This window comes from Vibrio limimangrovi, assembly GCF_054064025.1.
The window spans coordinates 402,804-429,052 of the sequence record NZ_JBSUGF010000007.1 but is presented as its reverse complement, the minus strand read 5'-3'; the positions used below and the strand labels follow the sequence as shown (position 1 = coordinate 429,052).

Here is a 26,249-nt window from a genome sequence, read left to right as displayed (position 1 = left end):
AGATATCGAATAAAACGGCCGCCCTCTCGGCGGCCTGAAAAAGAATTTAAGCCATAAAGGCGGAGAAGAAACGATGAAAAAATTACTTGTCGCACTTTTATCGGTAGGTGCTTTAATGACAGGCATTGCACAAGCTGAGTTGGACAATCCGGGTGGTATCGGCGGGTTAGAGTCTCTGCGCGGCACATCTCAACTGGAAGATACTCGCCCTGCTGATGAATTCAAAGACTTCCCGAAAGATCAAATTGTTGAAGACAGTTATGTTTATCAGCCACCGCTGATTCCCCATAGCATCCGAAACTATGAAGTGTCGTTGAATGCAAACAAATGCCTTGCATGCCATAGCTGGAAAAATGCTAAACAGTCTGGCGCGACAAAAATCAGTGTGACGCATTACGTTAACCGCCAAGACGCAGTACTTGCCGACGTATCTCCTCGTCGCTTTTTCTGTTTGCAATGTCATGTTCCGCAAACCAATGCAGAGCCATTAGTGGAAAACGAATTCCAAGCAGTAGATTCGCTTCAGTAATTGAAGCGCGACGGCTAAGAGGTTACTTATGAAAATACTAAAAGCGTTTTGGGATAGACTGAAAAGCCCGAGTAAGGCTGCCGCTGGCGTAGTTTTATTCCTCGGCTTTGCTGGTGGTCTGCTGTTTTGGGGCGCATTTAACACAGGTATGGAGGCAACCAACACAGAAGAATTCTGTTCAGGCTGCCACGCACCAATCGTTGCTGAAATTAAAGAGACAATTCACTATTCGAACCGATCAGGGGTACGAGCAATTTGTTCAGACTGTCACGTTCCTCATGAATGGACAGATAAAATCGTACGTAAAGTTCAGGCGTCTAAAGAACTGTTTGCTCATTACGTTCTTCGCACGATCGACACGCCAGAGAAATTCCAGGAACGCCGTGGGCATTTGGCAGAGCGCGAATGGGCTCGAATGAAGAAAAATGACTCTTTAGAATGTCGTAACTGTCACGAGTTCGATTTCATGGACTACTCACAACAGGGCTCTCGTGCGGCAAATCAACACTCGACGGCGTTGGCTTCAGGTGACAAAACCTGTGTCGATTGTCATAAAGGTATCGCCCATAAACTGCCTGACATGCATGGCGTTGAAGGCTGGCAATAAGGAGAACTGATTTTGAGTACTTTAGAATCTGTGATTTGGCATATCCTTGGATACAGCGCAATGCCAGTGATTATTTTGTCCGGCTTTATAGGCGTAGCGGCAATCTCTTTGTGGATATTGTCGCTCGGTAAAGACAAGAAAAAGACATAGACCAAAGGGTTAACGTCACTCTGTTAACACAGCGCTGAGCATAGCTCGGCGCTTTTTCATTCTTCTAATGAAAAATAGTCTCCCCAAAAAAAAGCGACCCAGAAGGCCGCTGAAAGTATCGCCAAATTAAATGCTAAGGAAATCATGACCGCTTAACGCTATTTCACTGGCAGTACCTGCTTAACGTACAGACCTGGTGCTTCACCTACCACAGGGTTGTTTTCAGAGCCAACAGGGAAAGGTTCCACTTGGTCTTCCGGATTGAATTGGGTTAACCATTCATTCCAGTGAGTCCACCAGGACCCATCTTTACGTTCAGCATTGCTAAGCCATTCCTCGGCCGAATCTTCCAGTGTATCGTTGAGCCAATAACCATATTTGTTCTTAGCGGGTGGATTGACAATACCTGCAATGTGGCCGGATTCACCCAGTACAAAGGTTTTATTACCACCTGTGTTTAATGCACCGCGGTACGTGCCTTGCCAAAGAGCAATATGGTCTTCTTTAGTGGAGACAAAATAGCTCGGGATTTTGATCTTATCCAGATCCATCCACACGCCACCAATCTTCACACCTTTGTCTTCAACCAGCTTGTTCTCAAGATAAAGCTCACGAAGCAAAAAGTTATGGGTAGCGGCACTAACGTTGGTGCTGTCACTGTTCCAGTACAACAAGTCAAAATCTACTGGGCTATTACCTTTGAGGTAATTGTCCACATAGTAATTCCAGTACAGACTGTTCTCACGTAACAAGCTGAACGTCACGCTCAGAGAACGGCCATCCATATACCCTTTTGCGTTGTTTTGCGCCTCAATCGCACTAATGATGACATCATTAATATAAGCACCGACCTCTCCTGGTTGAGAGAAGTCCAACAAAGTAGTAAAGAAAGTGGCTGACTTGATGCGTTTTTTCATGCGCTTAGCCGCGTAGTAAGCAATCGTACTCGCAAGAACAGTTCCGCCAATGCAGTAACCCGCCGCATTGATTTGATCTTGACCCGTAATATCTTCAATTGCGGCTACGGCTTTCACCACGCCTTCCGTTACATAATCACCAAACTCGACTTCGGCTTGCTCAGCTCCGGGGTTACGCCACGACATCATAAATACGCTGTGGCCTTGCTCTAACAACCAGCGAACCATCGAGTTTTTCGCGGTCAGATCCAGAATGTAATACTTATTGATGAAAGGCGGTATGATCAGCAACGGCGTCGCATTGACCTTCTCTGTCAATGGGCGGTATTGGATCAATTCAAACAGTTCGTTTTTGAAAACAACATCGCCGGCAGTGGTTGCCACATCTTCACCCACGCGGAATGCATTGTTATTAGTCATGCGGATTTTCAATATATCAGCGCTCGACTCGACGTCTTCTTTGAACTGCTCTAAACCCGCTAACAAATTTTGACCGTTTTGCTCAAGTGTCAGTTTTAAAAGCTCTGGATTCGTGGCAATGAAATTAGATGGAGAGAGGGCGTTGATAGCTTGGCGGGAGAAGAAAATAATTCGCTCTTTTGCCTTCTCATCTAAGCCTTCGATAGACTCGATGGTATCCAAGTACGTTTTACTGAACAAAAGGTAGGATTGCTTGATAAAGCTGTACATCGCTTCATTTTGCCAAGACTCATGCGAGAAACGCTTGTCACCTTTATCCGCTTCTATTGTTTGAGTTTGGTTACCTGCCAGAACAACATTCTGCCAAATTTGCAACTGTTGCTCCCACCATTCAGCTTGCAGCTTAAGGATCGCAGTAGGTTGGTTAGCTGCTTGTTCAAACAGTTTGGCAGTGTCCTCAAAGTTCACTTCTTGCATGGCCTTGTTCAAAGGAGAATTCACGACTGCCTTGTTGACTTCGAAATCATGCCACCATTGTTGATTGGTTTCCTGAAGCTTTACAAGATAGTCCGAAAAGAAGTGTTGAAACATAGTCTTACTCCTATATTCGGAAAAAACAACGCCGCCCGGAACTAGGGGCGGCGAGAATCGGACAAATTACGCTGGAGTAACAGTCTTAAGATTTTCCGAAGTCAGTTTCTCGACATCGTCTTTGAACTCTTTCGCGATAGCTTGCAGCTTGTTGCTGTCATCCATCATTTGTTGAGAAAGCTTAGTAAGAACGCTTAGCTGCTGGCTATTAAACGCAGTTAGTGAAGTCACGTCTTTGATTTCTGACGCCGCTTTCATTTGATTGATACCTACTTCGCTGTAAGTACGCATCGCGTTCAGTTGAAGCTCAGTCAGAACTTCCACATTTTTAGTAACTAGCTTGTTGAACTTCAAGTATGGTTCAAGTGTTTTTTCAGTTTGATCGCTGAATGTTTTAAAGAAATCAGTGTACATGGCTTATCTCCTAGATAAAAAATTAAAAATGTCCGTTTAAAAACTAATTAACTGCTCTTAAAATGACAGCCGTCCCCATACCGCCGCCCACACAAAGTGAAGCGACACCGTATTGAGCGTCCTGTTTATGAAGTTCGTGGACTAAAGTCACCAAAATACGATTGCCCGACGCCCCAAGCGGATGACCTAATGCAATAGCTCCGCCGTTAAAGTTCGCTTTATCTTTAATTGAGCTTACTGGCACCTGATTCGTTTCAGCCAACCGATGAATAACACCGAGTGCTTGAGCAGCAAACGCCTCGTTCAACTCGTAAACATCAATATCCTGAATGGTTAGATCCGCTTTTTTCAGCGCGTTATTAACCGACTCAACCGGACCTAGCCCCATGATTTTTGGATCAATACCAGACTGAGCATAGCTGACAATCTCAGCCATAGGCGTCAGACCATAAGCTTGAACTGCACTTTCCGATGCGACAATAATTGCACTTGCCCCATCGTTGATACCAGAAGCATTACCTGCAGTTACCGTGCCATCTTGGTCAAATGCAGGACGAAGCTTGCTCAAACCTTCCAGCGTTGCGTTTGCTTTTGGATATTCATCAGTGTCAAAAATAACCGTTTCTCGACGCTGCTTCACTTCCACTGGAACAATCTCATCCTTGAACTTACCAGCTTCAATGGCTGCAATCGCTTTTTGTTGGCTAGCTAATGAGTACTCATCTTGCTGCTCTCGCGTGATGCCAACTTCTTTTGCCACATTTTCTGCGGTTACGCCCATATGGTATTGATTATAGACATCCGTTAATCCGTCAGTGATGAGCAGGTCTTTAAGTTCCATATTGCCCATTTTGTTGCCGTCGCGAATGCTACTTGGCACGATAAATGGAATTTGAGACATCACTTCAACACCAGCTGCAACGACCACTTGGGCATCACCACTTCGGATGTGAGAAACAGCCTCCATTACGGATTTCATGCCGCTGCCACACACCATGTTAATGCTGTATGCAGGGACTGACTCTGGAATTCCTGCATATAATGCAGCTTGACGGCCTACCCCCATGCCCTGACCAGCACTCACAACGTTACCGACTATCACTTCGTCAATCTTATCGCCATCAAGTTTTGCTGCAGCCAGTGCACCTTTGATAGCGACGGCTGCAAGATCACCAGCCAATGTATCTTTTAAGCTTCCACCAAATGCGCCAATTGGTGTGCGTTTAGCTGCTACGATATAAACTTTTTCCATTATCTCATCCTTAGTGCATGTAAAGACCGCCGTTCACCGACAGCGTTTCTCCGGTGATATACGCGCCTGCATCACTGACTAAGAAGCTAACGGATGCTGCAATCTCTTCTGGTGTCGCTAAGCGTTTCATTGGAATCTGGTTGGTAATAGACTCAAGAACTTCAGGTTTCATTTGTTCAACCATCGGTGTTCCAGTATAGCCTGGGGCGATAACATTCACGGTGACACCAGAGCGTGCGCCTTCAAACGCTAATGCTTTGGAGAAACCAATCATGCCCGCTTTAGCTGCTGAATAGTTCGCCTGACCAAACTGTCCTTTAAGACCATTAACGGAAGAGATATTAATGATACGTCCACCGCCTTTTTCGCACATTGCAGAAAAAAGCGGCTGCGTCACATTGAATAAACTGTTGAGGTTGGTATTGATAACATCATGCCAAGACTCTGCAGTCATCTTTTTGAATACACCATCACGTGTGATACCCGCATTGTTAACAACAACGTCAAGTGTTCCCTCTTCTTCAAGTAAAAGTGCTAATTTTTCAGCACATTGAGCGGTATTAGTAACGTCCAGCTCGAAGAGGCGAACCTGATCTTTAGTAAATCCCTTGCTGTTAAACCATTCTAATGCGCACTCATAGTTGCCGGTGTTGTATGTAGCGATAACTCGATAACCGTCATTCACTAATTGAGAGGAAATAGCGGAACCAATTCCACCTTTTGACCCTGTGATCAAAGCGACTTTATTCATTGAAGACTCCATTCTTAACGGAATATAAAAAACAAAACTTGGTAAGAACCACTTTATAAACTAACGTGTTTATTTATATCTTTTTGGCGAAAATCCCTTGACGCCCTTTATTTTAAGTTAATCCAGAAGTATTACATTTCAAATAAAAAATTAAACTATTTACATAATATTGATTGTGATCTCATAAACACTGAAACGTTAATTAATTGTTAATAAAACATAAAATATTGTTTTTAAAAGGAATATTGGCTAAAGCTTTGATTTATAAAATAACAGAAACTAACTAAAAATCATTAGCTTACAATTAATTGCAACGATTTAGTTAACTAGTGGAACAAGGTCATGATTAATATTGATAAAAACTTTCAAAAATAAAAATTTAGAGTACAAATTCTAAATAAATACATAAAATTAAATATGTAACCGCTTTCCATGTTTAAAACTAAACATTAATATCGTCAATTAAACCAGAATAAATGTTGTTAAGGATAATTATTATTAATTCTATTTTTAAATATAATAATTAAAATATATTATTGTGCTCACTGGTGGTGCAAACGCACTATTATGACGCGTAGATTAAATTATGATGTATTTTACTTTAATATATTTAATTAACTTCAATAAAATAAAGTTTAAGGCGTCTTTGAGTTTGTAGTAGATTCCATGCCCGCTTTGCACTATCTTTGTGAATCTTTCTTTACTACCTGACCATAAATACCTATGAATATGACACTGCTTAGTATGTTCATCCCTACTTTCTTCTTTGTTTCAATTACGCCCGGGATGTGTATGACTCTCGCGCTTACCTTAGGAATGAGTGTCGGATATCGCCGTACGTTATGGATGATGATCGGAGAGCTGGCTGGCGTTGCACTCGTTTCTATATCAGCCGTATTGGGAATAGCCGCAATTATGCTTAACTATCCTTGGCTGTTTGTTGCGTTGAAGTTTATTGGTGGTGCCTATCTGCTTTATCTCGGCATTGAAATGTGGCGTTCAAGAGGAAAACTCGCCATCAATTTGGAGACTCAGACCACATTGCCGCAAGGCAACTGGAATCTGATTTTGCAGGGCTTCGTTACCGCCATTGCGAACCCAAAAGGTTGGGCTTTTATGATTTCACTTCTGCCACCATTTATTGACCAAAATGCCGATCTTGCACCTCAATTAACGGTTTTAATTTCGATCATCCTGATGTTTGAATTCATTTGTATGTCACTTTACGCAACGGGTGGCAAAGGATTAAAACGGATTTTAGGCCATTCGGAAAATGTACGCGTGATGAATCGCGTGGCAGGTACGTTAATGATGGGTGTGGGTGTTTGGTTATTATTGAGTTAATGGAAAAATAGTGTTTACGCCACAACACGCGAAAGGATAGAACAATTAAAAGCACCACTCAAAACTGAGTTGATGCTTTTAGTTTATCCTTGTGTATCAGACGAATTATGGCGCGGTATCGATTTCTACGGGTAAGTAATGTTTGGGTTCCAATTTCAAACGCTCTGGTAAAACAGTACCGATAGAGATGGAAGACCAGGTGCCAGAAAGCACCCCAATAAACATCGCGGTAGAAAAACCAGCCAACGCCGTGCCACCCATGAGCCATAAAGCGCCCACCGTGATCAGCGTGGTACCTGATGTCACCATGGTTCGCGAGAACGTTGCAATCACTGCCTGATCGTTGATGTCTTCGGTTTTCCAGCTCTGTTTTGCAATCAATAACTCTCGAATTCTGTCAGAAACAATAATTGAGTCATTCAAAGAGTAGCCGAGAATGGCCAAAATCGCTGCGAATACAGTCAGGTTAAACTCCATTTGAGTAAGCGCGAAGAAACCTAATACAAGTACTACGTCGTGTGCGAGAGCGAACAGAGATCCGCTGGCCAAACGCCATTCAAAGCGGAAACATAAATAAGCCAAGATGGTTAATATCGAAATGAACAACGCTAAACCACCTTGTTCAAACAGATCCTGGCCAACTTGTGCACCAACGATACTATTACTCACTACATCGACCTGATGTGAGATCGGCTTTAGAACGTCCTCTACACTTGGCAATGTTTGCCCTTGCTCCGGAACTGAGTATCGGATGACCCAGCGTCCTTCTTCCCCCGAGCGGGTCACGGATGCCGAATCACCCAATTCAGGCTGTAACACCTCGAGCAGATCGTGGTTAGTCAACTGCTTATCGATTTTTACCTCAGTCACCATTCCGCCAGTAAAATCCAGACCTAGATTTAGCCCTCTCAGTCCTAACGCCGCTATCGCGATCACCGTAAGGATTAACGAAACCAGTGTTGTGAAGTAACGAATCTTGCGAATATTTTGTTGTAGCATTTTGACCATGATTAAACCCTCACATCACGACGGGCATCACGGCCCCAAATTAAGTTGATCATTGCTCGAGAGGCAAATACGCCGGTAAACATACTGGTTAACAGACCAAGACCTAACGTTAAGGCAAAGCCTTGGATTGGACCGTTACCGATAGCGTACAAAATTACAGCGCTTATCATGGTAGTAATATTGGCATCTAGGATGGTTGCAAATGCACTATCAAAGCCGGAATCGATAGCCTGGGCAAAGCTTCGACCTTCGCGCATTTTGTCTTTAATGCGTTCAAAAATAATCACGTTGGTGTCTACGGCCATACCGACAGTCAACACCAAACCCGCGATACCCGGCAATGTAAGTACCGCACCTGGCAGAAGAGCGATGAGCCCTAGTAAGCACAACATGTTCGCACACAGAGCAACGTTCGCGACCCAGCCTAAGCGACGATACCAGAGTGCCATAAAGGTCAGTGTTAGCCCCATCCCCAATGCGAGTGCCGCAAAACCATTCTGGATGTTCTCAGCACCAAGCGAAGCACCGATGGTACGTTCTTCAACAATCGTCACGGGTGCAGTCAAAGAACCGGCTCGAAGTAAAAGTGCCAGTTGCTGCGCTTCGTCCATGCTACCCGCGCCAGTGATACGGAACTGGCTGCCAAGCTGAGATTGAATCGTCGCAACACTAATAACACGTTCGTTACGCTCAGTTACACCACGTGCGTTGGTCTTGTATTCACGATAGACAGTCGCCATTGGTTTACCAATATGTGTCGCAGAAAAATCGCTCATTTTCTTGCCACCAGCGTGATCAAGCGAGATATTCACTTCTGACATGCCCATTTTGTCTACGCCTGCGCGAGCATTGACAATATGTTCACCCGTAAGTACTGGGCGTTTAGTCAGAGTCACTGTGCGACCATCGTTGTCCTGTAGCACCAAATCTTGGCTGCTGGCTGCATTACTTGCGTCTTTCACTTCATAAAAAGCCAAACTTGCCGTAGCGCCAATCACATTTTTTGCTTGCGCAGGATCCTGCACACCGGGTAACTCGATACGAATACTTGCCTTGCCCTGACGCTGAACTAAAGCTTCTGTAATACCCAACTCTTCAATACGACCACGCATGATCTTGAGGTTTTGTTGCAATGTGGTTGACTGGAACTCTTGGATATTTTGTTCACTTGGTTCAAGCACAAATCCACGTGAAGCATTTTTTGCTACCCAACCTGGGTAATTCTGGCGCAGAAACTGGTTCACATCAGCGAGTGCTTGTTCACTTTCACTGATAACAGCAATTCGATTACCACTTTCGGCTCGAACTTGAACACCGCGTACACGTTGCTCACGCAGATCAGCTTTAATCTCATCGATTAATGCATCACGCTGCTCTTCGAACGCTTTATCCACGTCAACATTCAATAGAAATTGCACACCACCGCGAAGATCGAGGCCGAGTTTGATTGGATTAAATCCCAACGCGTTCAGCCATTCTGGCGCAACAGAAACATAGGAGAACGTTATACTGTCCTCTTTATCCAGCTCTTTATTGAGTAGCGTACGCGCTTTACTTTGCGCGTCTTCGTTATCAAAAACGATGGTGGTTTTCCCGTCCATTTCGATGATTTTATCTGCGGGAATATGGTTCGTTTTCATTAGTTGGTTGAGCTGTACAACCGACATTGAACCGCTGCCTTGATCGGCAAACGTCACTTGGATCGATGGCTGCTCGCCAAACCAGGTTGGAATGGCACTCAAAGTGAGAATGATCACTGTCGCGACGAGCACTACATATTTCCACGCTGAATAATGGTTCAGCAATTTTCTACTTTTTTGCGGTTTTGGTGTTTTATTCATATAAACATCATCCCTTCACGCTCTGGTGAAGATTTTAATTTAATAGCTTCGAGACACGACAACTTCTACCCAGAACCAATATTGGGTACAGAATGCTCAGAACATTTACCTATTCTGATAAATACAGCTGTCGTACTGAGGTTGCACATATTGTGCAGAGTGATGGTGTTTAAGCAGAAAACTGGCTATTGAGTGCGACGTACATCGCATTGGTTTCTTTCCAACCAGAAATACGATACTCGCTTGCATGGTGATAAAAAACCGACTGGACTTGGCGCCAGTTGATGCCTGTCAGACTATAGGTGTAACCTACATCTGCATAAAATGGGGGGGTGAGATCGCTGGTAAAGTCGACATCGTCATCATTCAGCCCCTCACGCAGATGAGAGCCCCAACGTTGAGAAGCAAAAATAGCCAGCGTATCTGAACTTGCATGACCTTCAGATACAGGAGCTCGCGTCGACTCTTCTGAACCTTGAGAAAGGTCAACGTCTGATTCCGGTACTGTGCTTGCGGCTACAAATGGTTGTAACTGAGAAAAATACGGTAAGTGAGCGCTCTGATCATTACGCGCTGCTGAAACATGCACTGGTAACAATACCATTGCAAGCAGCAAAAACAGTAACTTTCTTAAATAAATAAGAGGCATGAAAACTCACTAAAAAAAGAATAAGCCGAGTTTATTAACACAGCCGGTTGATACTATGCCTATTAACCAGGCATCACAACTAAAAAGATCTAAATCTCTGATTCCATATTTGTCCCAAGAGAAGTTTCGACGCTTAACGATAAAATATTTCACCGCTGCCTGTGTCCAGGTAGATTTTATTCTCTTGCTCCAGACCGCCACAGTATATGAAGTAGACCTCACGCTTTTGGTAAGTCACAGAACGAATCCATCCCCCAAGTTCTTCGAAATCATCCGGGTCACAGGTGTTGTCGTCTAACAATTGCTGTGTCTTATCGCGGAAAATCTCCAGATGGTCCTTTAAACCGTCTGATTTTTGTAAGTAACCATCAAGTATTTCCAAACGCTCTTGCTCTTTCATCACTGGTTCAGCATCCGAAAGCCCTTTGGCATCCAGCCATTCTGCTGTTTCCTCACCGCCTTCTTTATAGACGAGGTAATCGGAGATACGATACCAGTCATTATTCTTTTCTAGTACGGCAACTTTTTCCCCTTTGTAAACAGTATCAACAACCAAAGCCTTAAGGTCAGGTTTGTTATACACATCTAACTGACGCTTGATAACATAATATACTGTGATTTCGGGCTGCACAGCTTCCAAGTCCATAATCGGCTTTGTGACTTCATCACTCTGTTGTGATTGAGGTGTCGGGGTCTTAGTTGCCTGCTCTGGTTGATCTTTTTGCACAAAGAAGAAATAGTAACCAGCGCCAACCCCGCCAAAGAGCAAGATTACAGCAACGGCGAAAAGAGCTTTCTTCATATGTGTTTCCTTTTTCCTTAGGCAAACATCCAAAAAGATGCTTTATTAGTAGTAGCCAGCAATAAACTATAAATACAATCGCTTAACTAACGTGAAAAATAATGATCAATAAGATTAAATGGATACTGATACTTTTCATCATTCCTTCAATAGGGTACTCAAATGAGCAGTGCAACCCATCTTCATGGAATGATAATCTTCACCAATTCAACCAGTTAGAGTTAAATTACAATAAGCATGTTAAGGTGTTCAACGCATTACTTAGTGAGCATAATCAACGCCCACTATTATCGAAGCAGTTTTCTCCAGATGAGCTTGCATTACTTTGGCGCGTAAGGTCCAGGAGAGACATGCTCCAAACCCAACTGGACTCCTCGTTAAAATATCGTCAGGAGTTGAGCCAAAAAGCAGAAGCACTAACAAAACTGAGTACACAATCTAAATGGTCGGCCAATGCCTGGGAAACATTAGCCCAAAGTTGTAAAAATGCGGATGAGATGGCCAATCAGATTACCGCAGAGTGGTATCAAATTAATGCTAATCAACTTGCCGATGACTATATCAGCCTGTCGGTACAGTATCTCGGCTTAGCTAAAATTTACGACATCGAGGCAAGCGCATTGAACGCCGCAAAAAGCGGCAATAACAAAAAAGCAACATCTGCTGATCATGCATCGAAATAATCAATTAGTTGCATTTTAATCAAACGAATTAGAGAGACATAGATCACATTAATGCTTTACTTGTGACCAATTATTGGTTACTTTAGCGATTAATAAAGTTTAACATATAGTCACAATTGGCTGGAGATGATGCTACAAAATGGTTATCAATCGATTAAGTAACAGGAATGAACCTAATACTACTAAAGCCAAATTTTTGTCAGTAGTTAGGCATGTAAAAAGGTTTGGTTCAATCAGTGATTTGGATCTGTGTAAAATCTTCGGAGAAACAATTTGGAGTGATGGGAGGGAATACCATTCAGCCGCTTTCTCATTTAAAGTGGATAGACACACTGGAAATTGTGAAATATCACATTACAAGAACCACCAATAAATCGTCTCGATTTAACCTATAAAGATTAATAAAGCGAAGTCAGGAAACAGACTTCGCTTTTTTGATCATGACAATAACCTTTTTGATAATGACAATAACTTAGCTGGAACTGTTTTCTCTGCAATGCAACGTGTGTCATACCAATCGGAGTCAATAACTAGTCATAGTAAACAACTAGTCATTGACACTACGACTATTGCGGCCCAAAGCGTGTAGCTTCAAAACTATTCAATAATCGATGTATCAGGTAGGTCACCAATAAGGTCGCTACAATTGCGAATAGTATGCTGCCCACTCGGTAAAGCGCACTAAAAATTAAATCACCATCCGGAGCTAAGTACTGACCAAACAAAATCCCTAAGGTTGTTAAGCCTCCGAAACCTGCACCAGAACCACTCGATTCTTTGACATGCATGTAGCTGAATATCATCGCGCCTATCCATAGCAAAGGAACAACGAAGAATAAAGTACCAGACCAGTCGTAGAGAATAAGCTGAGTTGTAATGCCAAAAGTTACCCCGAGCAGTGTTCCCATCGCTCTTTTACGCGCATAGCCAAGTGCTCCGTTCCAGTGCATAGGGAACAACAAGAGCAGAGTTGTCGCCTGCGCAGACAGTGAGTCATTCAAATCAAAGATCTGAAACACCAAAAAGGACAGCGTCGCAATGCTCGCCCCCATTAGTGCCTCATGACGCATACGATGGCTTTTCTTTGGCTCAGATGGTCTAGCTGGTGGCTGGCGAGGCTCTACATCAGGAATAAAGTACGTCACCAAATACGCTACAAGAACTGAAATAGTATTCGCTTCCAGATTACTAAAGATAAGATCATTTAGATCTGTCGTAACATAACTGGAAAAGTGCAGCATGATGCTCAGGTTTAGTACACTGCTTGCACCAAATAGAAAGAGACTTCCTTTCGACATACAGGCAAATTTGTACAGAAACAAGCCAAAAGCAATCAATGTCATCATAAATGGATGACCGCCAAACAGCCCACCAAGTATTCCAACTTCAAGACCACACACTACCGCAGCAAATATCATCTGACGAGCAGCATGCAAGCTCATTACTGGCACCATACCAAGCAATAGCATAGGCGTCACAGTATAAAAGACACCGTAGTTCCAGCCGAAAAGTTTACACACGGTGAAACCAACGGTAGCGCCGGTTGCGATACGCAAACACTGTCGGAGATCATTCTCCGACATGGGGTGGTCCCATAACTTCATACCACCTCCTAATTAATAGATGTAATGCAAAGTGCTCAAAAAATGAATTTGCAGGTTACTAAACCAGCCAGAGATTGTATTCTTAGGCAGTAGCTGTACCGTTGCACGAGCACCAGCAGGGAATGAATGGGTTTGTGGATCATCAATTGATAAATGCAAACGCATACGCTGCGCGTCTCTTACCCAACGGTCAGTTTCAGTCGGCGTAGCAAGTCGGCCGTCAGCATCAAACTGACCAGAACTTACACCTGCGTCAATACTCGTGATTCGAGCTTCAAAAACTTCACCTGGTAATCTATCAAATGCCACCAATGCGCGACTGTCATGGTTAAAGTGACGCAGGCTTTTTTCACGGAAATCAGCGATGATATCGATATCATCCGAGACTAACGCTACCAGAGGACTTGCAGCCGATGCGTACGTACCCTCTTCTAATTGTAAGTTAGCCACGATCCCATCGTGCTCAGCAACGACTTGTGTATAAGACAGATTTAATTCCGCTTGTTTTAGCTGGTTCTTTGCGGCGCGAACATCTACGTTCTCATCACCCAAATCGCCACGGCTAACTTCAAGCTGCTTCAGGCGAGCACGAGCCGCTAACAGATTCGCTTTTTCTGCAGTAGCATTACTCTGAGCATCGTCAAGCTGCTGTTGAGAAGTACCATTACGGTAAAATAATTGATTTAAACGCTTAGCTTCTCGAACCTTTTGCTCTGCAACAATTTTGTTTGCTTCAACATCCGCCTTTGCAGCGGCAATGGAAGCATCTAATTGCGCGTTATTCTGAATCACTTGTTCCAAATTCAATTGCGCTTTCTCAACCTCTAGTTGATACGGCTGCGGATCGATCTGGAACAATAAATCGCCCTTATGAATTTCTTGGTTATTAGTTACGTAAACCTCTGTGATTTGTCCACTTACTCGAGGAGCAATTTTAGTCACCACTCGTGTTGCCATTGCTTGCGGTGTAAGAGGCATTGCCAGGTCAGCAATAAGAAAATAAGCAAAAACAAGGACAAATGTAACGCAGGAATATTTTATCCAGCGAGCGAACTTTTGGTCTGGAGTCATGGGGGTCAACTTCTCTCTATTCGGTTTTCTGACTTATTCGCTAAGAGTATCGAGTGCATTGTGAGCCATTTGCTCTAAAATCAAGCTCATTTTATTCTGCTCTTCATCACTGATACCGGACAATAGTTTTCTGCGCACCTGAAGAATGCGATCTTCCATTTGAGTCAGCAGCGCTTTACCTTCATCAGTCAGAGTAACAATGCGTACCCGCTTGTCGTGATCACAACAACGTCGCGATACCAGTGATTGTTCTTCCAGTAACTTTAACGTTCTCATCAACGATGCTAATTCTATTTCTAGCGCTTCAGCGAGGTGCTTCTGACTGACATTGTCACCCAAACGGTACAACTTCCATAAGGCTGTCCAGCGAGGATAAGTCAAATTCAGAGGCTCTAACTCTCTATCGGCAACCATTTTCCATAAACGTGAAACTCGAGATAATTTTTCAGCGATGGAAAGGTCTCGAAAAAGATTGCTTTCGTTAATCATAAGAATCACTCAATTACTTAGCGTGCTAAGCAATATAATTTAGTTAGCATGCTAAGTAAATAGTTTTGTGATGAAAATCACGTTAGATATATTCTTAAATGGCGTTTTGAACCCAAAGATTGCAAACGTGGCTAACGTGAAAAGGCACGTGCTAGGGAAAGCGAAGAAATAGTCTGAAAGTGAAATGGTTATATTGAAAAGGCGCAGCTTAAGTTGTCCTTAAGCTGCGCCTGGGTGTGGGACACTATGTGGTTCAGTGGATTAAAAAACGCTGCTTGTAATCTACAAGCGCTTCATAGAATGCGCTTTCTTTGATTGGCTTAAGCAGTACGTAATTCGCTCCGGCTTCAATAAATGCGTCGCCGGTTTCTTTGGCCGTATCCGCCGTACAGGCATAGATCGGCGTGCCCAGCTTCAGCTTACAACGAATTTCCTTCGTCGTCTCGATACCACCTAAATGAGGCAGTTGGTTGTCCATCAGGATCAAATCATAGGTTTTCTCTTTCAAAAACTCCATGGCTTCCAGCCCATCCTTCGCCCACTCAACCTTCATTTTATACTTGTTGCAGAATGCTTTTAAAATGAAAGCGTTGGTGTGATTGTCCTCGACAAGCAAGACGTTTAATGTTCTTTCAAACAACTCCTCAGGATTCACGCTTTGCTCTGATTCAAATTCCATTAGTGAGCGCTCACGATCTCTGACAGGTAGAGTTACGACAAATGTGGTCCCATGCCCTTTTTGGCTCCGCACCTGTACATGACCTTCTAACATATCGACCAAGCTTTTAACGATAGTTAGACCCAGGCCACTACCGCCATACTCTCGAGTGGTAGTCTCCTCTTCTTGCACAAATGGCTCAAACATTTGGTCCAGTTTATTAGGAGCAATCCCAATACCGGTATCGGTAACTTCTACCACTAATACGCTGTTATCTGAACCCTCAAAATGCTCTAAAACTGCACTAAGTTGAACGATCCCAGAAGGGGTAAATTTGACCGAATTGCTGAGGAGGTTAAACATAATTTGATTAAGGCGTACCTGATCAGTAAACAGCTCAACGTGAGGCTCTAAGCGGTTGTCGATAATAAGCTTTACGCCTTTGCTTTCACAAATTGGCCGGTAAATATTCTCTAATGTACGAATCGTATCCGTGAAGGAGAAAGAGTGTTTTTGAATGTTAAATTTCCCCTGCTCAATTTTGGAAAAATCTAAAATATCATTCAAAACAGCAAGTAAGTGTTCACCACTGTGACGAAGTACGTCGATCTGATTACTTTGCTCTTGAGATTTTACCGATCCTTTAAGCAGTTGAGCGACACCTAAAATTCCGTTTATTGGTGTGCGAATTTCGTGGCTCATCTTCGCTAAAAAATCCGCACGAGCCTGGGCCGACTTTTCCGCTTCTTTTCTGGCTAGATTACTCTGTTTTTCCGCCTCAATAAGCGTCGTGATATCTTGCCCCTGAACAATAATTCCGCTGAGGTCACCATCAACCAGAATCGGGGACAGGTTCCAGCGATACACCTTATCGCCGATAGGGACGTTGACACCGGTTAACGTTGCTCCTTGCGCGGCGATACGTAAATGTGGCAACAATTTCGCTTTAAAACGCCTGAACACAGGGTGCGTGCTCTCATTGGCCGTCTCAAGCACGAGCTCTTTTCGAGCGGCTGGGTTGATTTGAATTAATACCCCCGCCTCAGACCATACCATCATTGGTGATAACGCGAAGTTAAACAGGTCTCTAAAGGAACGCTTTTGTGCTTCAAGTTCTTCGAACGTATTCTCCAAGGTGGTCCCTATGTCATCGAACTCTTCAATGTCTGAGCCACCGAAACGTTCAAAGCCTTTTTCTTCCCGGGCAGAACGGGTATACGACATCAAGGATTCAAGTTGTTCCGCTACCTTGCTTTCGATCCACTCTTTGGTCAATAAGGCAATCAGAATCATGCCAATCACTGAAGCCAACATCGCTAATAGATGCTGAACCTGAAGCATCACAACACTCTGGTTATCTTGCACAGTAAGAAGAGACAAGTCTGTATGAGCCGCATTTACCTCAATTGGCGTCTTAATAATCAGTAGATCATCAATTTTCTGCTGCGATTCTTTACGTTTTAATACATCAAAGATTCTATAAGACTCATTGCCTGTCAACGAGTTAGCTAATGGTAAATCACCCGACACCAACACAACGTTGTCGACGTTCCCTTCTTTTTTCAACCTTTCCATGAGACCAAAGTTGTTATCCAGAACAACAACATTGTATGAGTAGCCCATGACTTCACCGCTCTGAGGCTCCATAACAGGCACCCTCCTGACTAGCAGGTGTCGAGAGCCGATTGGCGTGTACGAAGTAATGTAGTACCAGTTATTAGTGAAAGTTACGTTTCGGGCAATATTGTTGAGTATGACATCATTTATACCGTAAAAATGCGCATTTCCATCATCCCAAATGATGCCGTGATGGTCGGTAAGAAAACGAATTTCAGGCGTGTGGTAAGGATCACTCTGGTCAATACTGAGAAAGAAGAAATTTAAGGCATCTTCATCTCGAACGCTGTAAAAATTAAGGACTACATCACTTTTCGAATTGCTGTCGTGATGAATCTGAATTGCCGCGAAATGACTGTCAAATATATTCAGAATCAGCGCAGATGTTTGTTGCTTTGTCCTATCAACTTCCTGCCAGATGATCTGTTTGGAGAAGTAATAACTCTGAACGAATATGCCCAATATAATCGGAGCAAGAACGAGAATAATGATTTTTGTAATCAGCGTCGACAAGGAACGACGCTTTCTGGTTGATGTATTTGTCATCAATGATCTGAGTATCTGAATGCGCGTTTTCTTAAGGCTTCTATTCTTTCTGGAGAATCCGATTTGGAAACGATTTCGTAGTCACCAGAATATACGGTTGGAACTGACTTCCCTTCCAAATCCCACTTTATGGCCTCTGCCATGGCAATGCCCGTGTCATCGTTCATTCGCATAATGGTAATATCTAACTCTCCATTTAATATAGCATCAAGCTCAGCAGAGCCCCCGCCCCAACCGTTGATCATAATATCATTACGACCAAGTTCCGCCAGTGCTTCTACTGCCCCCAGCGCTACGTCTGTGGAACATGCATAAATAAATTCAACATCCGGATACTTTTCGAGGCTGGCTTTGGCCGCTTCATAGCCTGATTGCTTCGTCGCTTTAGTATAGTAAGCAGATTGAAGTTCAAAGTTACTCTCGCGGTTCACCTGATGAATAAATGTGTTCCCGCGCACATCACTGATGTATCCCTCAGAAAAATAGAGAACACTGTAACGACTGTGCTCCGGGAAACGTTTACTAAACTCTGTAGCCAATCTTCTGCTGCCCTCGGCATGATCAAAACCAACGTAAAGAAACGGCTGATGATTATCCCAATCTCTTACTGGAGTAGTGATATTTTGCAAGATCAGCTTGGTTTTTTTCGAATCCAATACATGTTCGACGAACTTGCGATGCCTTGTGGTATCGAGAGTAAAAATCAGGTAGTCGGCATTGCTTTTCAACGCCTCCATCAAAGATAGGCTTTGTTGTTTTATATCTGCATTTGGTCGAGTAAAAACCTGATTGAGCTGATAATCGATGTTGAGTTTATCCAAACGCTTTTCAAATGCATCAATGTTTCTGACCCAATAGTCAGAAATCTGCTGGCCCGGATAAACGACAGAAATCTTTAGTTCACGTTTTTTCTCTTTCAAAATTGGAGTAGGGTTTTCTCTCACCACTTCAGCAAGAGCATTAGTCAGCTTCTTTTGCTCAGGAAATTCGTCCAGAAACTCTTGATACTCCCAATATCCGTTCAGGACTTGTGATGGATGTGCTGCTGGAGCAACACCAGTTATAAAAACAAGGGAGAATATTAACACTTTTTTCATTTACTGCTCTTTTAGTTTTTATTGAGCCTAAATCAGCTCTATTTATTATCTAGCCGAGTCATCCATTACTGACGTAATCAAACTTTCACTGAGCCTTGATTTCAATTTAATTTTTGGCTTAGAGCCATTATGCGCCAGATATATCCTACATAACAAACGAATATTCCATTTCCCCACAGCTCTTTGAGACGATGCGAACCTCTTTATATTTGATCGGACTAACTCGTACTAATCGCTATGGTTGGGTACTAAAAACATATTCTGGATACAAAGAAACCGCCTTAAATTCAGCGGTTTCTTTGTGAAAGCTCAATCCATAAATTGTTGAGTTACCCATCGATTCAGATGACGACAATATCGGCCTGCGTCAGCGTAAACTTCAAACTTTGGCTTTTATCCACGGCGAGTAAGGCTTTCGCCTCGACTAATTGCTCTTTTTTCTGTTTCGCTAGCTGCTTAATAAAGTACTCAGCTTTCATCGCAATGCTCTTAGAGTCGAAGTGCATTGTCCATTCCAGAATTAGTGGGCCTTTACCTTTTAGTGCCTTGGCACCTTTACCATCTTGATGCTGCTTAAACCGACGTTCAACATCGTTGGTCACCCCGCAATATAGCGCATTACGGTTATTACGTATCAGGTAAACACTCCAGCATTGAGCAACACTTTCACTCATGAGAGTAAAGATTCAACCTGAGCTTTAAGCGCCTCGAGCTCCTCTCTGAGCATTGCCACTTCTTGCTCAAGCTGATTAACACGATCAGAACTCTGTGAAACAGATGCAGTCGGCTCGATGGCAGACACATCAACTTCACCACAGAATAAATGCATATAGCGAGATTCACGCTTTCCGGCTTCACGTGGGAGTTTAACGACTAACGGACCTTTATCTTCACTTGCCAGATGCTCAAGAACGTTTTCTACTTCTTTAACGTCGCGAAAAGTCGTTAGTCGATTCGTTCTGGTTCTAATCTCACCCGGAGTCTGTGCCCCACGCAACAACATGCAGCACACAATGCCTCTTTCTTGTTCGCTGAGTTTTAAATCGCCGAACTCTGTGTTGCAAAAACGGTGTTGATACTTGCTGACTCGACTATTAAATGCACTTTCATCACTGACAAGGCGGCGCTCAATCAGTGCATCTACCGCATCTAATACATCTGACTCAGACAACGACATGACTGGCTCACGATTGCTTTTTTGATTACATGCGTTGGTAAGTGCATTCAGACTAAGGGGATAAAGATCGGGCGTCGTTACTTCTTTCTCGATCAGACAACCAATTATTCGTGCTTCTATTGCCGTTAGCTCAACTTTCATCATGCATTCCTTATTATTTTTTGCATTTGAATTTTAGGTAGTCAGGCTAAAGCATAGCTCAAGACCTGACTCCCTTTGCGAATTGGGTTTCGATCTTAATGCTCAGAGAGAATTGGTACTGCTCTCATGTTTCCGTCTTCATCAATCATCACAATCTTTGAACGATTGAGTTCAACTTCAATAATCTCAAGTTGAGTGCGCGCTTCTATGTATGCCGCTTTTAACTTCTCAGTCAAAGAATTTGTGACTTGTTCACTATCTTGACTGTCGACTTGCTCCGCAGTGTTACGAGAGTCCATATCAAGTGTCATCATTTTGTATTTAATGGCGAAGATAATATAGCGAAGGTTCAAGCATGACAACGCATCGATGCATTCTTCCCTAAAATCAGCTCCATATTTGCCTTAAATGTATTATCAACAGCAAATATCTCCATACAAATTTACAGCAAAAAGATGATTCCTGGTTTGCAAAGTTCAGCATGCAACTGCCATAAGTTTTTGTTGTAGGGCAAGGGACTTAGTGATTGGTCGAAAAGCGTTCAACTCTTCATTGCTATTGATCTTAAGACTGTTATGCCACGGGATGTTGTGCTTTAATCGAGGAAGTATTCACAAATTAGGAAAGGGAACTATGAGTAGCGTATTTGAAATCGTTAACCAAGCTCGTCGTAAAAACAAACTTCAACGTGAGCTTATTGATAACGAGAAAAAAATTCGTGATAACCGCAAACGTGTAGACCTTCTAGAAAACCTACTAGACTACATCAAGCCAGAAATGACGCATGATGAAATCTTGGTTATCATCAAGAACATGAAAGCGGACTACGAAGATCGTGTAGATGACCACATCATTAAGAGCGCAGAAATTTCTAAAGCTCGTCGTGATATCAGCCGTCGTATTCACGAACTGACAGAAGAAGACAAGCAAAACACCGGCAAAAAATAAGCACTACCAGTAATGCAACAATTCTAACCCCGAGTAAGGCACCTTGCTCGGGGTTTGTTTTTGTCACCGACTCTCACGCCGTGTACAATAAACCCTCTGTTTTTCCAATCCAAATACCCCATGTAACTTTTATGACCTCAACTACGATCAACACGCAACCAACACTGGCTAAGCAATTGTACTCCATGACGTGGCCTATGCTCTTCGGAGTCTTGTCATTGATGAGCTTTCAACTTGTGGATAGTGCTTTTATCGGCCAACTTGGTGTATTGCCGTTGGCAGTACAAGGTTTCACGCTTCCGCTACAAATGGTTGTTATTGGTATTCAAGTGGGTTTGGGAATCGCTACCACCGCAGTTATTTCTAAAGCACTTGGAGCAAATGAAACACGATATGCTAAGCAACTCGGCGGTTTAGTGTTAATGATCGGCTCTATTGGTGTCGCCATCATCTCTCTCTTGATTTGGCTATTGCGCTACCCGATATTGTCGTCGTTAAGTGCACCTGAGACAGTGATGCCCATTATCGACACGTACTGGCCTTGGTGGTTATTGAGCTCTTGGACCGGTGCGGTTCTCTACTTTTACTACAGCATTTGTCGAGCGAACGGCAACACCATGCTGCCCGGAACCATGATGATGGTCACCAGTGTTTTGAACCTGATTCTGGATCCTATTTTTATATTCACTCTGGATCTTGGTATTAATGGCGCAGCGATCGCGACTATTGCTGCATTTGGATTTGGGATTATCGTGGTAGCACCACGGGTAAGAAAGAACCATTGGGCAACCGCACAATGGCAAGACTTAAACGTCAAGAGGAGCGTCCGCTCAATTGGCAACATCATGGGCCCTGCAATGGTGAGCCAGTTGTTACCACCATTATCATCAATGCTCGCCACGAAACTGTTGGCCGGATTCGGTACTGCTACTGTGGCCGCCTGGGCATTGGGATCTCGTTTTGAGTTTTTTGCAATAGTATCGGTTCTTGCACTAACCATGTCTCTGCCACCTATGGTTGGACGCTTGCTGGGAGCGAAAAATTACAATGACATTCGGTCACTCGTGAGTATCGCAGTGAAGTTTATCCTAAGCTTCCAACTATTAATCGCCGTCATCACTTTTGCAGTTGCTAGTCCGCTAGCGCTATTAATGACAAGCGATAATCAAGTTGAGCATGTGTTAGAAATGCACTTAATGATTGTCCCTATTAGCTTAGGCTCATTAGGCGTATGCATGCTTATGGTTTCTATTTGCAATGCGTTAGGAAAATCGTACACAGCACTAACCATTTCAGCTTTACGCCTGTTTATTTTCTTCCTGCCTTGTTTATGGATCGGATCTCAGCTTGGCGGGGTAAAAGGTCTTTTACTCGGTGCCTGTATTGGCAATATTTTCGCTGGTCTTTCTGCTTATTTCACTTACCGCAGAACAATAGAAAAATTATCTCGAAAGTAATACTAAGAAGAAGCCCTCAATCTGGGGGCTGTACATCAAGTTTCGAAATAGCGACTCATTTAAGCCGATTAATGTCAGTGCCGAATGTACTATCTTTCAAAAATCAATAACTAATGAATTGAATCACAACTAAGTGTCGTTTTCTTGATTTGTCTCAACATTGCTGATTCAGTGAGCTGCTAGTTTAAATGCGCTTAATTGTTACCACTCATATATAAGCTTCAAATTTCCACTCTCACAGGCGATAAACTTGTAATTGGCAAGGTTAACGCGTATTTTCTGTTCATTTTAGATCGTGATCTACTGCAAGTTTTTAATATTTAATGTCGCCCTTCTCAATGAAATTCAACTCATACATAAGGCGTAATGACGAATCGGCACAATAACGCGTTTCATGTTTACTAGTTAAGTTGCGTTATCGATTGACATCACATAAAAATGAAAACCATCTTATCGTTTTCAAATATTTTATTTGAACATAAGCATTATTGACGCAAAATAAGTTTGCATTTTTAAAAATGTCAACACTTTAAATTAGCCCCTTTAGTCACACTAATCAACTACATTCAGACCATAAATTAGTGGTTTCAACTGGATTTATTTTTCCTAGCAGAATAAGCCTTCCAACCGTAGAATCCGCCCCATAATTATTACAACCCGATTACATTACCACCAGACTCCTACGCTTTACCGTAGAGGTACACGCGGCGAGTATGGTTAGCCCCCAAAACGTGAAAGGTCTAATACAACAATGAGTCCAGAGAAATATCTCCAAGACTGGCAAACTAGCCAAGCGATTGCTGAATCCATTTCCCCGCTAATCGGTAAGCTATATCGTCAAAAAGGAATCGAAGTGGTTCTATTTGGTAAAACGCTTATCAACGCCACTACTATCGACATTCTTAAAACTCATCGCGTAGCAAGACGAGTCACTGGAAGCCCTCTTTCTCTAGAGTACACAATGCCTATCATTGAAGCACTATGTGAAATGAGCATTTCTTCCTGCCGTGTTGATGTTGGTCAGCTGGCTACTCAGTATTGGAATGATCACGAAGATACTGCCGCGCTTGGCGATTTCCTACAAACCGCACTTCATGGCGCTCGTGATGCAGATTCTTCTCTGAAAGCTCGAGACGTTGTTCTATACGGTTTTGGCCGTATCGGTCGTTTGCTTACTCGTCTTCTTATCGAAAAGAGCGGCCCTGGTTACCCACTAAGACTTCGTGCAATTGTTGTTCGTGGTGGTAAGAAAGGTGATCTGGAAAAACGCGCTAGCCTGCTTCGTCGCGACTCTGTACACGGCCAATTTAATGGCAGCATCATCATCGATGAAGAGCGTAAGGCACTGATTGTGAACGGCAACTTTATTCAAATCATCTACGCTAACAACCCTAGTGATGTTGACTACACTGCGTACGGCATTAACAACGCACTTGTAGTAGATAACACTGGCGTTTGGCGCGATGCAGAAGGTCTGAGTCAGCACCTGGCATGTAACGGCGCAGAAAAAGTACTTCTGACTGCGCCTGGTAAAGGCGACATTAAGAACGTTGTTTTCGGTGTAAACGAATCTGTAATTAAAGAAGAAGACACCATTATTTCAGCAGCAAGCTGTACAACGAACGCTATTACTCCAGTACTGAAAGCGTTAAATGACAAGTATGGGGTTCTATCAGGCCATATCGAAACGGTTCACTCTTACACTAACGACCAAAACCTGATCGATAACTTCCACTCAGGTGACCGTCGTGGACGCAGCGCATCTCTGAACATGGTTCTGACTTCAACAGGTGCTGCAAAAGCGGTAGCAAAAGCACTGCCGGAGCTTGCTGGTAAGCTAACAGGTAACGCAATTCGCGTACCTACGCCAAACGTATCAATGGCAGTAGCAAACCTGAATCTGGGTCAAGACGTGGATCGCGATTCACTGAACGACTACCTACGCGGAATGGCGTTAAATTCTGAACTATCAGCACAAATTGATTACACAGACTCAACTGAAATCGTTTCAACCGATTTAGTGGGTTCTCGCCATGCTGGCGTAGTAGATGGCCAAGCGACTATCGCACAAGACAAACGTTGTGTACTGTACATTTGGTACGACAACGAATTCGGTTACAGCTGCCAAGTTGTGCACTGTATGGAACAAATGATGGGTGTTCGTTACCAAACATTCCCTCGATAGGTGAACATTGCTCCACAACGTTAACCACATGGTGTAGCGAACAATACTTCAACATTTGTTTTTTATAATAAGCGCGCAAGCGCACTACTAATCTTAACTCCCCCGTTTATACGCCTGAACTCACCTTCAGGCGTTTTTTCTTATAGGTAGTTTGACATTCTTCAGACATTGCAACTTACATTGTTCATGTTTAGTTCATATTCAGAGCGGTAATCTGAACACATAGACGAATAGAGAGGTCAAATTTATGAATCGGATCATCGTTACTGCACTGGCACTGATTAGCGGATTTTTTGCTTTAGTATTTAGCCTAATCATAGCGATCCCATTGACCATCGCGGCACTGATAACTGGTAAACGTATTGAGAAGCGCGTTAAGAACATGCAAAAAGAGATGCGAGAAGAATATGAATTCAATACGGGTAAAGCTGACGCTATAGAAGGCGAGTTTGAAGAGGTACGCCGATAAATTTCCAAAGTGTTTCTCAACCCCCCTCGTCCCCAAAAAGCTAATAAAGCTCCTGAGAAACTCCTTGCTTGCACCCAGTCTGTTTATCTAGCTGGGTGCTTTTTTATGGTTTGAAAATGGCTAAACAGTTATCACAACGCGTAAAGCCAACAGTATGAGTACCATTCCAGACAAGCGATCAATCAATACGGCTTTTGAACGAATACGATCGACCACCTTGGCGTGAGATAATACGATGGTGATAAAGGTATACCACAAACCGTCAACGACAAATGGAGTCGCCACAATGATCGCTTGATTGCTCAAATCATTCCCCAACGCGACAAACTGGCTAAATAAAGCGATAAAAAACAGTGCAATTTTTGGGCTAAGGATGGAAATAAAAAAGCCTTCTCTCGCCGACTGCCCGACGGTAGTTTCCAGACCAGATTCAAGCTTAGCAGCCACTCCCCCTTTCGAACGCAGAGCATTAACCCCCAAATACGCGAGGTACGCGGCTCCCGCCAGACTGATACCTTTAAATAAAATAGGACTTTGTTGTAAAACAACCGCCAGACCAATCAGAGTAATAAAGGCGTATATCCCGATACCAAATGCGTGTGCCCACGCTGTCGCCAATCCATTGATACGTCCACCAGCCAATGCGTGTTTAGCAACAATTGCCAGGCTAGGTCCAGGTGACATAGCACCTAATAAGCATACAGTAAAAAGCGATAGCCAAACTGTTAGTGTCATAGAAGCTTCTCCTTATTTGGCTTCAATCTATTAAGTGAAGGGATATAAATTAATCTGGGTTTAAAGTTCTTTTTCCATACGAATCGAAATCGCGACC

Annotated in this window: 26 protein-coding genes; 9 read left to right on the top strand and 17 right to left on the bottom strand. The window is 43.2% G+C overall.

Annotation, left to right across the window (positions count from 1 at the left end; translation table 11 throughout):
• Positions 1-73 precede the first annotated feature (73 nt).
• The 3 genes from ACWYU8_RS09650 to ACWYU8_RS09640 are packed head-to-tail and all read left to right on the top strand — an operon-like array spanning position 74 to position 1,286.
• Complete coding sequence (locus tag ACWYU8_RS09650) at positions 74-529, top strand: nitrate reductase cytochrome c-type subunit (RefSeq protein WP_457519270.1); 456 nt, start codon at positions 74-76, stop codon at positions 527-529.
• A 28-nt stretch (positions 530-557) separates the two neighbouring features.
• The gene (locus tag ACWYU8_RS09645) at positions 558-1,136 is read left to right on the top strand and encodes a NapC/NirT family cytochrome c (RefSeq protein ID WP_457519269.1); all 579 of its coding nucleotides are present in this window, start codon (positions 558-560) and stop codon (positions 1,134-1,136) included.
• A 12-nt stretch (positions 1,137-1,148) separates the two neighbouring features.
• On the top strand, positions 1,149-1,286 hold the full coding sequence (locus tag ACWYU8_RS09640) for a TIGR02808 family protein (protein WP_457519267.1): 138 nt from the start codon (positions 1,149-1,151) through the stop codon (positions 1,284-1,286).
• A 158-nt stretch (positions 1,287-1,444) separates the two neighbouring features.
• On the opposite strand, the gene phaC is transcribed toward ACWYU8_RS09640, so the two are convergent.
• From phaC to ACWYU8_RS09620, 4 genes are all read right to left on the bottom strand, one after another.
• A complete protein-coding gene (phaC, locus tag ACWYU8_RS09635; RefSeq protein WP_457519265.1) occupies positions 1,445-3,214 on the bottom strand; it encodes a class I poly(R)-hydroxyalkanoic acid synthase in 1,770 nt (589 codons plus the stop codon).
• 66 nt (positions 3,215-3,280) lie between these two features.
• Entirely contained in the window at positions 3,281-3,628 is a 348-nt protein-coding gene (locus tag ACWYU8_RS09630) for a phasin family protein (RefSeq protein WP_444493301.1), read from the bottom strand.
• Positions 3,629-3,671: 43 nt separating this feature from the next.
• Positions 3,672-4,880 (bottom strand): acetyl-CoA C-acetyltransferase, encoded by a 1,209-nt coding sequence (locus tag ACWYU8_RS09625; RefSeq protein WP_457519263.1) that lies wholly within the window; start codon positions 4,878-4,880, stop codon positions 3,672-3,674.
• A 10-nt stretch (positions 4,881-4,890) separates the two neighbouring features.
• Positions 4,891-5,631 (bottom strand): SDR family oxidoreductase, encoded by a 741-nt coding sequence (locus tag ACWYU8_RS09620; protein ID WP_457519261.1) that lies wholly within the window; start codon positions 5,629-5,631, stop codon positions 4,891-4,893.
• Positions 5,632-6,354: 723 nt separating this feature from the next.
• Between ACWYU8_RS09620 and ACWYU8_RS09615 the strand changes: the two genes are divergently transcribed.
• The gene (locus ACWYU8_RS09615; protein WP_457519259.1) at positions 6,355-6,975 is read left to right on the top strand and encodes a LysE family translocator; all 621 of its coding nucleotides are present in this window, start codon (positions 6,355-6,357) and stop codon (positions 6,973-6,975) included.
• 105 nt (positions 6,976-7,080) lie between these two features.
• On the opposite strand, the gene secF is transcribed toward ACWYU8_RS09615, so the two are convergent.
• From secF to ACWYU8_RS09595, 4 genes are all read right to left on the bottom strand, one after another.
• Positions 7,081-7,983: a protein translocase subunit SecF gene (gene secF, locus ACWYU8_RS09610; protein ID WP_457519258.1), complete on the bottom strand. Its 903-nt coding sequence runs from the start codon at positions 7,981-7,983 to the stop codon at positions 7,081-7,083.
• Between the two features lie 2 nt (positions 7,984-7,985).
• Entirely contained in the window at positions 7,986-9,824 is a 1,839-nt protein-coding gene (gene secD, locus ACWYU8_RS09605; RefSeq protein ID WP_457519256.1) for a protein translocase subunit SecD, read from the bottom strand.
• A 169-nt stretch (positions 9,825-9,993) separates the two neighbouring features.
• Complete coding sequence (locus tag ACWYU8_RS09600) at positions 9,994-10,473, bottom strand: hypothetical protein (protein ID WP_457519254.1); 480 nt, start codon at positions 10,471-10,473, stop codon at positions 9,994-9,996.
• A gap of 133 nt (positions 10,474-10,606) precedes the next feature.
• Positions 10,607-11,275, bottom strand: coding sequence for an SH3 domain-containing protein (locus tag ACWYU8_RS09595; protein WP_457519252.1), 669 nt, complete (start codon positions 11,273-11,275; stop codon positions 10,607-10,609).
• Between the two features lie 101 nt (positions 11,276-11,376).
• Between ACWYU8_RS09595 and ACWYU8_RS09590 the strand changes: the two genes are divergently transcribed.
• Complete coding sequence (locus tag ACWYU8_RS09590; RefSeq protein WP_457519250.1) at positions 11,377-11,958, top strand: ATPase; 582 nt, start codon at positions 11,377-11,379, stop codon at positions 11,956-11,958.
• 566 nt (positions 11,959-12,524) lie between these two features.
• Here the strand turns inward: ACWYU8_RS09590 and ACWYU8_RS09585 are convergent.
• From ACWYU8_RS09585 to ACWYU8_RS09550, 8 genes are all read right to left on the bottom strand, one after another.
• Positions 12,525-13,562 (bottom strand): DUF2955 domain-containing protein, encoded by a 1,038-nt coding sequence (locus ACWYU8_RS09585; RefSeq protein WP_457519248.1) that lies wholly within the window; start codon positions 13,560-13,562, stop codon positions 12,525-12,527.
• A 12-nt stretch (positions 13,563-13,574) separates the two neighbouring features.
• Positions 13,575-14,633 carry an HlyD family secretion protein gene (locus ACWYU8_RS09580; protein WP_457519247.1) on the bottom strand — a complete coding sequence of 353 codons (1,059 nt, stop codon included), beginning with the start codon at positions 14,631-14,633 and terminating at the stop codon, positions 13,575-13,577.
• A gap of 33 nt (positions 14,634-14,666) precedes the next feature.
• On the bottom strand, positions 14,667-15,122 hold the full coding sequence (gene slyA / locus ACWYU8_RS09575; RefSeq protein WP_457519245.1) for a transcriptional regulator SlyA: 456 nt from the start codon (positions 15,120-15,122) through the stop codon (positions 14,667-14,669).
• A 253-nt stretch (positions 15,123-15,375) separates the two neighbouring features.
• Positions 15,376-17,943: a quorum-sensing autoinducer 2 sensor kinase/phosphatase LuxQ gene (gene luxQ / locus ACWYU8_RS09570; RefSeq protein WP_457519243.1), complete on the bottom strand. Its 2,568-nt coding sequence runs from the start codon at positions 17,941-17,943 to the stop codon at positions 15,376-15,378.
• Positions 17,943-19,040 (bottom strand): autoinducer 2-binding periplasmic protein LuxP, encoded by a 1,098-nt coding sequence (locus ACWYU8_RS09565; RefSeq protein ID WP_457519242.1) that lies wholly within the window; start codon positions 19,038-19,040, stop codon positions 17,943-17,945. The genes luxQ and ACWYU8_RS09565 overlap by 1 nt, the downstream gene beginning before the upstream one ends.
• Before the next feature lie 341 nt (positions 19,041-19,381).
• Entirely contained in the window at positions 19,382-19,714 is a 333-nt protein-coding gene (locus tag ACWYU8_RS09560; RefSeq protein WP_457519240.1) for a GIY-YIG nuclease family protein, read from the bottom strand.
• Positions 19,711-20,358, bottom strand: a complete 648-nt coding sequence (locus tag ACWYU8_RS09555) for a YceH family protein (RefSeq protein WP_457519238.1) — start codon at positions 20,356-20,358, stop codon at positions 19,711-19,713. The genes ACWYU8_RS09560 and ACWYU8_RS09555 overlap by 4 nt, the downstream gene beginning before the upstream one ends.
• 95 nt (positions 20,359-20,453) lie before the next feature.
• Positions 20,454-20,657, bottom strand: a complete 204-nt coding sequence (locus tag ACWYU8_RS09550) for a hypothetical protein (protein ID WP_457519236.1) — start codon at positions 20,655-20,657, stop codon at positions 20,454-20,456.
• A gap of 334 nt (positions 20,658-20,991) precedes the next feature.
• Between ACWYU8_RS09550 and ACWYU8_RS09545 the strand changes: the two genes are divergently transcribed.
• The 4 genes from ACWYU8_RS09545 (at position 20,992) to ACWYU8_RS09530 (ending at position 25,417) form a co-directional block, all read left to right on the top strand.
• Positions 20,992-21,306, top strand: a complete 315-nt coding sequence (locus tag ACWYU8_RS09545) for a DUF496 family protein (RefSeq protein WP_457519235.1) — start codon at positions 20,992-20,994, stop codon at positions 21,304-21,306.
• A 131-nt stretch (positions 21,307-21,437) separates the two neighbouring features.
• On the top strand, positions 21,438-22,763 hold the full coding sequence (locus ACWYU8_RS09540) for an MATE family efflux transporter (RefSeq protein ID WP_457519233.1): 1,326 nt from the start codon (positions 21,438-21,440) through the stop codon (positions 22,761-22,763).
• 751 nt (positions 22,764-23,514) lie between these two features.
• Positions 23,515-24,948: a glyceraldehyde-3-phosphate dehydrogenase gene (locus tag ACWYU8_RS09535; RefSeq protein WP_457519231.1), complete on the top strand. Its 1,434-nt coding sequence runs from the start codon at positions 23,515-23,517 to the stop codon at positions 24,946-24,948.
• A 247-nt stretch (positions 24,949-25,195) separates the two neighbouring features.
• Complete coding sequence (locus ACWYU8_RS09530; RefSeq protein WP_457519230.1) at positions 25,196-25,417, top strand: hypothetical protein; 222 nt, start codon at positions 25,196-25,198, stop codon at positions 25,415-25,417.
• A gap of 120 nt (positions 25,418-25,537) precedes the next feature.
• Here ACWYU8_RS09530 and ACWYU8_RS09525 read toward each other — a convergent pair whose 3' ends face one another.
• Positions 25,538-26,152 carry a LysE family translocator gene (locus ACWYU8_RS09525; RefSeq protein ID WP_457519227.1) on the bottom strand — a complete coding sequence of 205 codons (615 nt, stop codon included), beginning with the start codon at positions 26,150-26,152 and terminating at the stop codon, positions 25,538-25,540.
• Positions 26,153-26,249 lie beyond the last annotated feature (97 nt).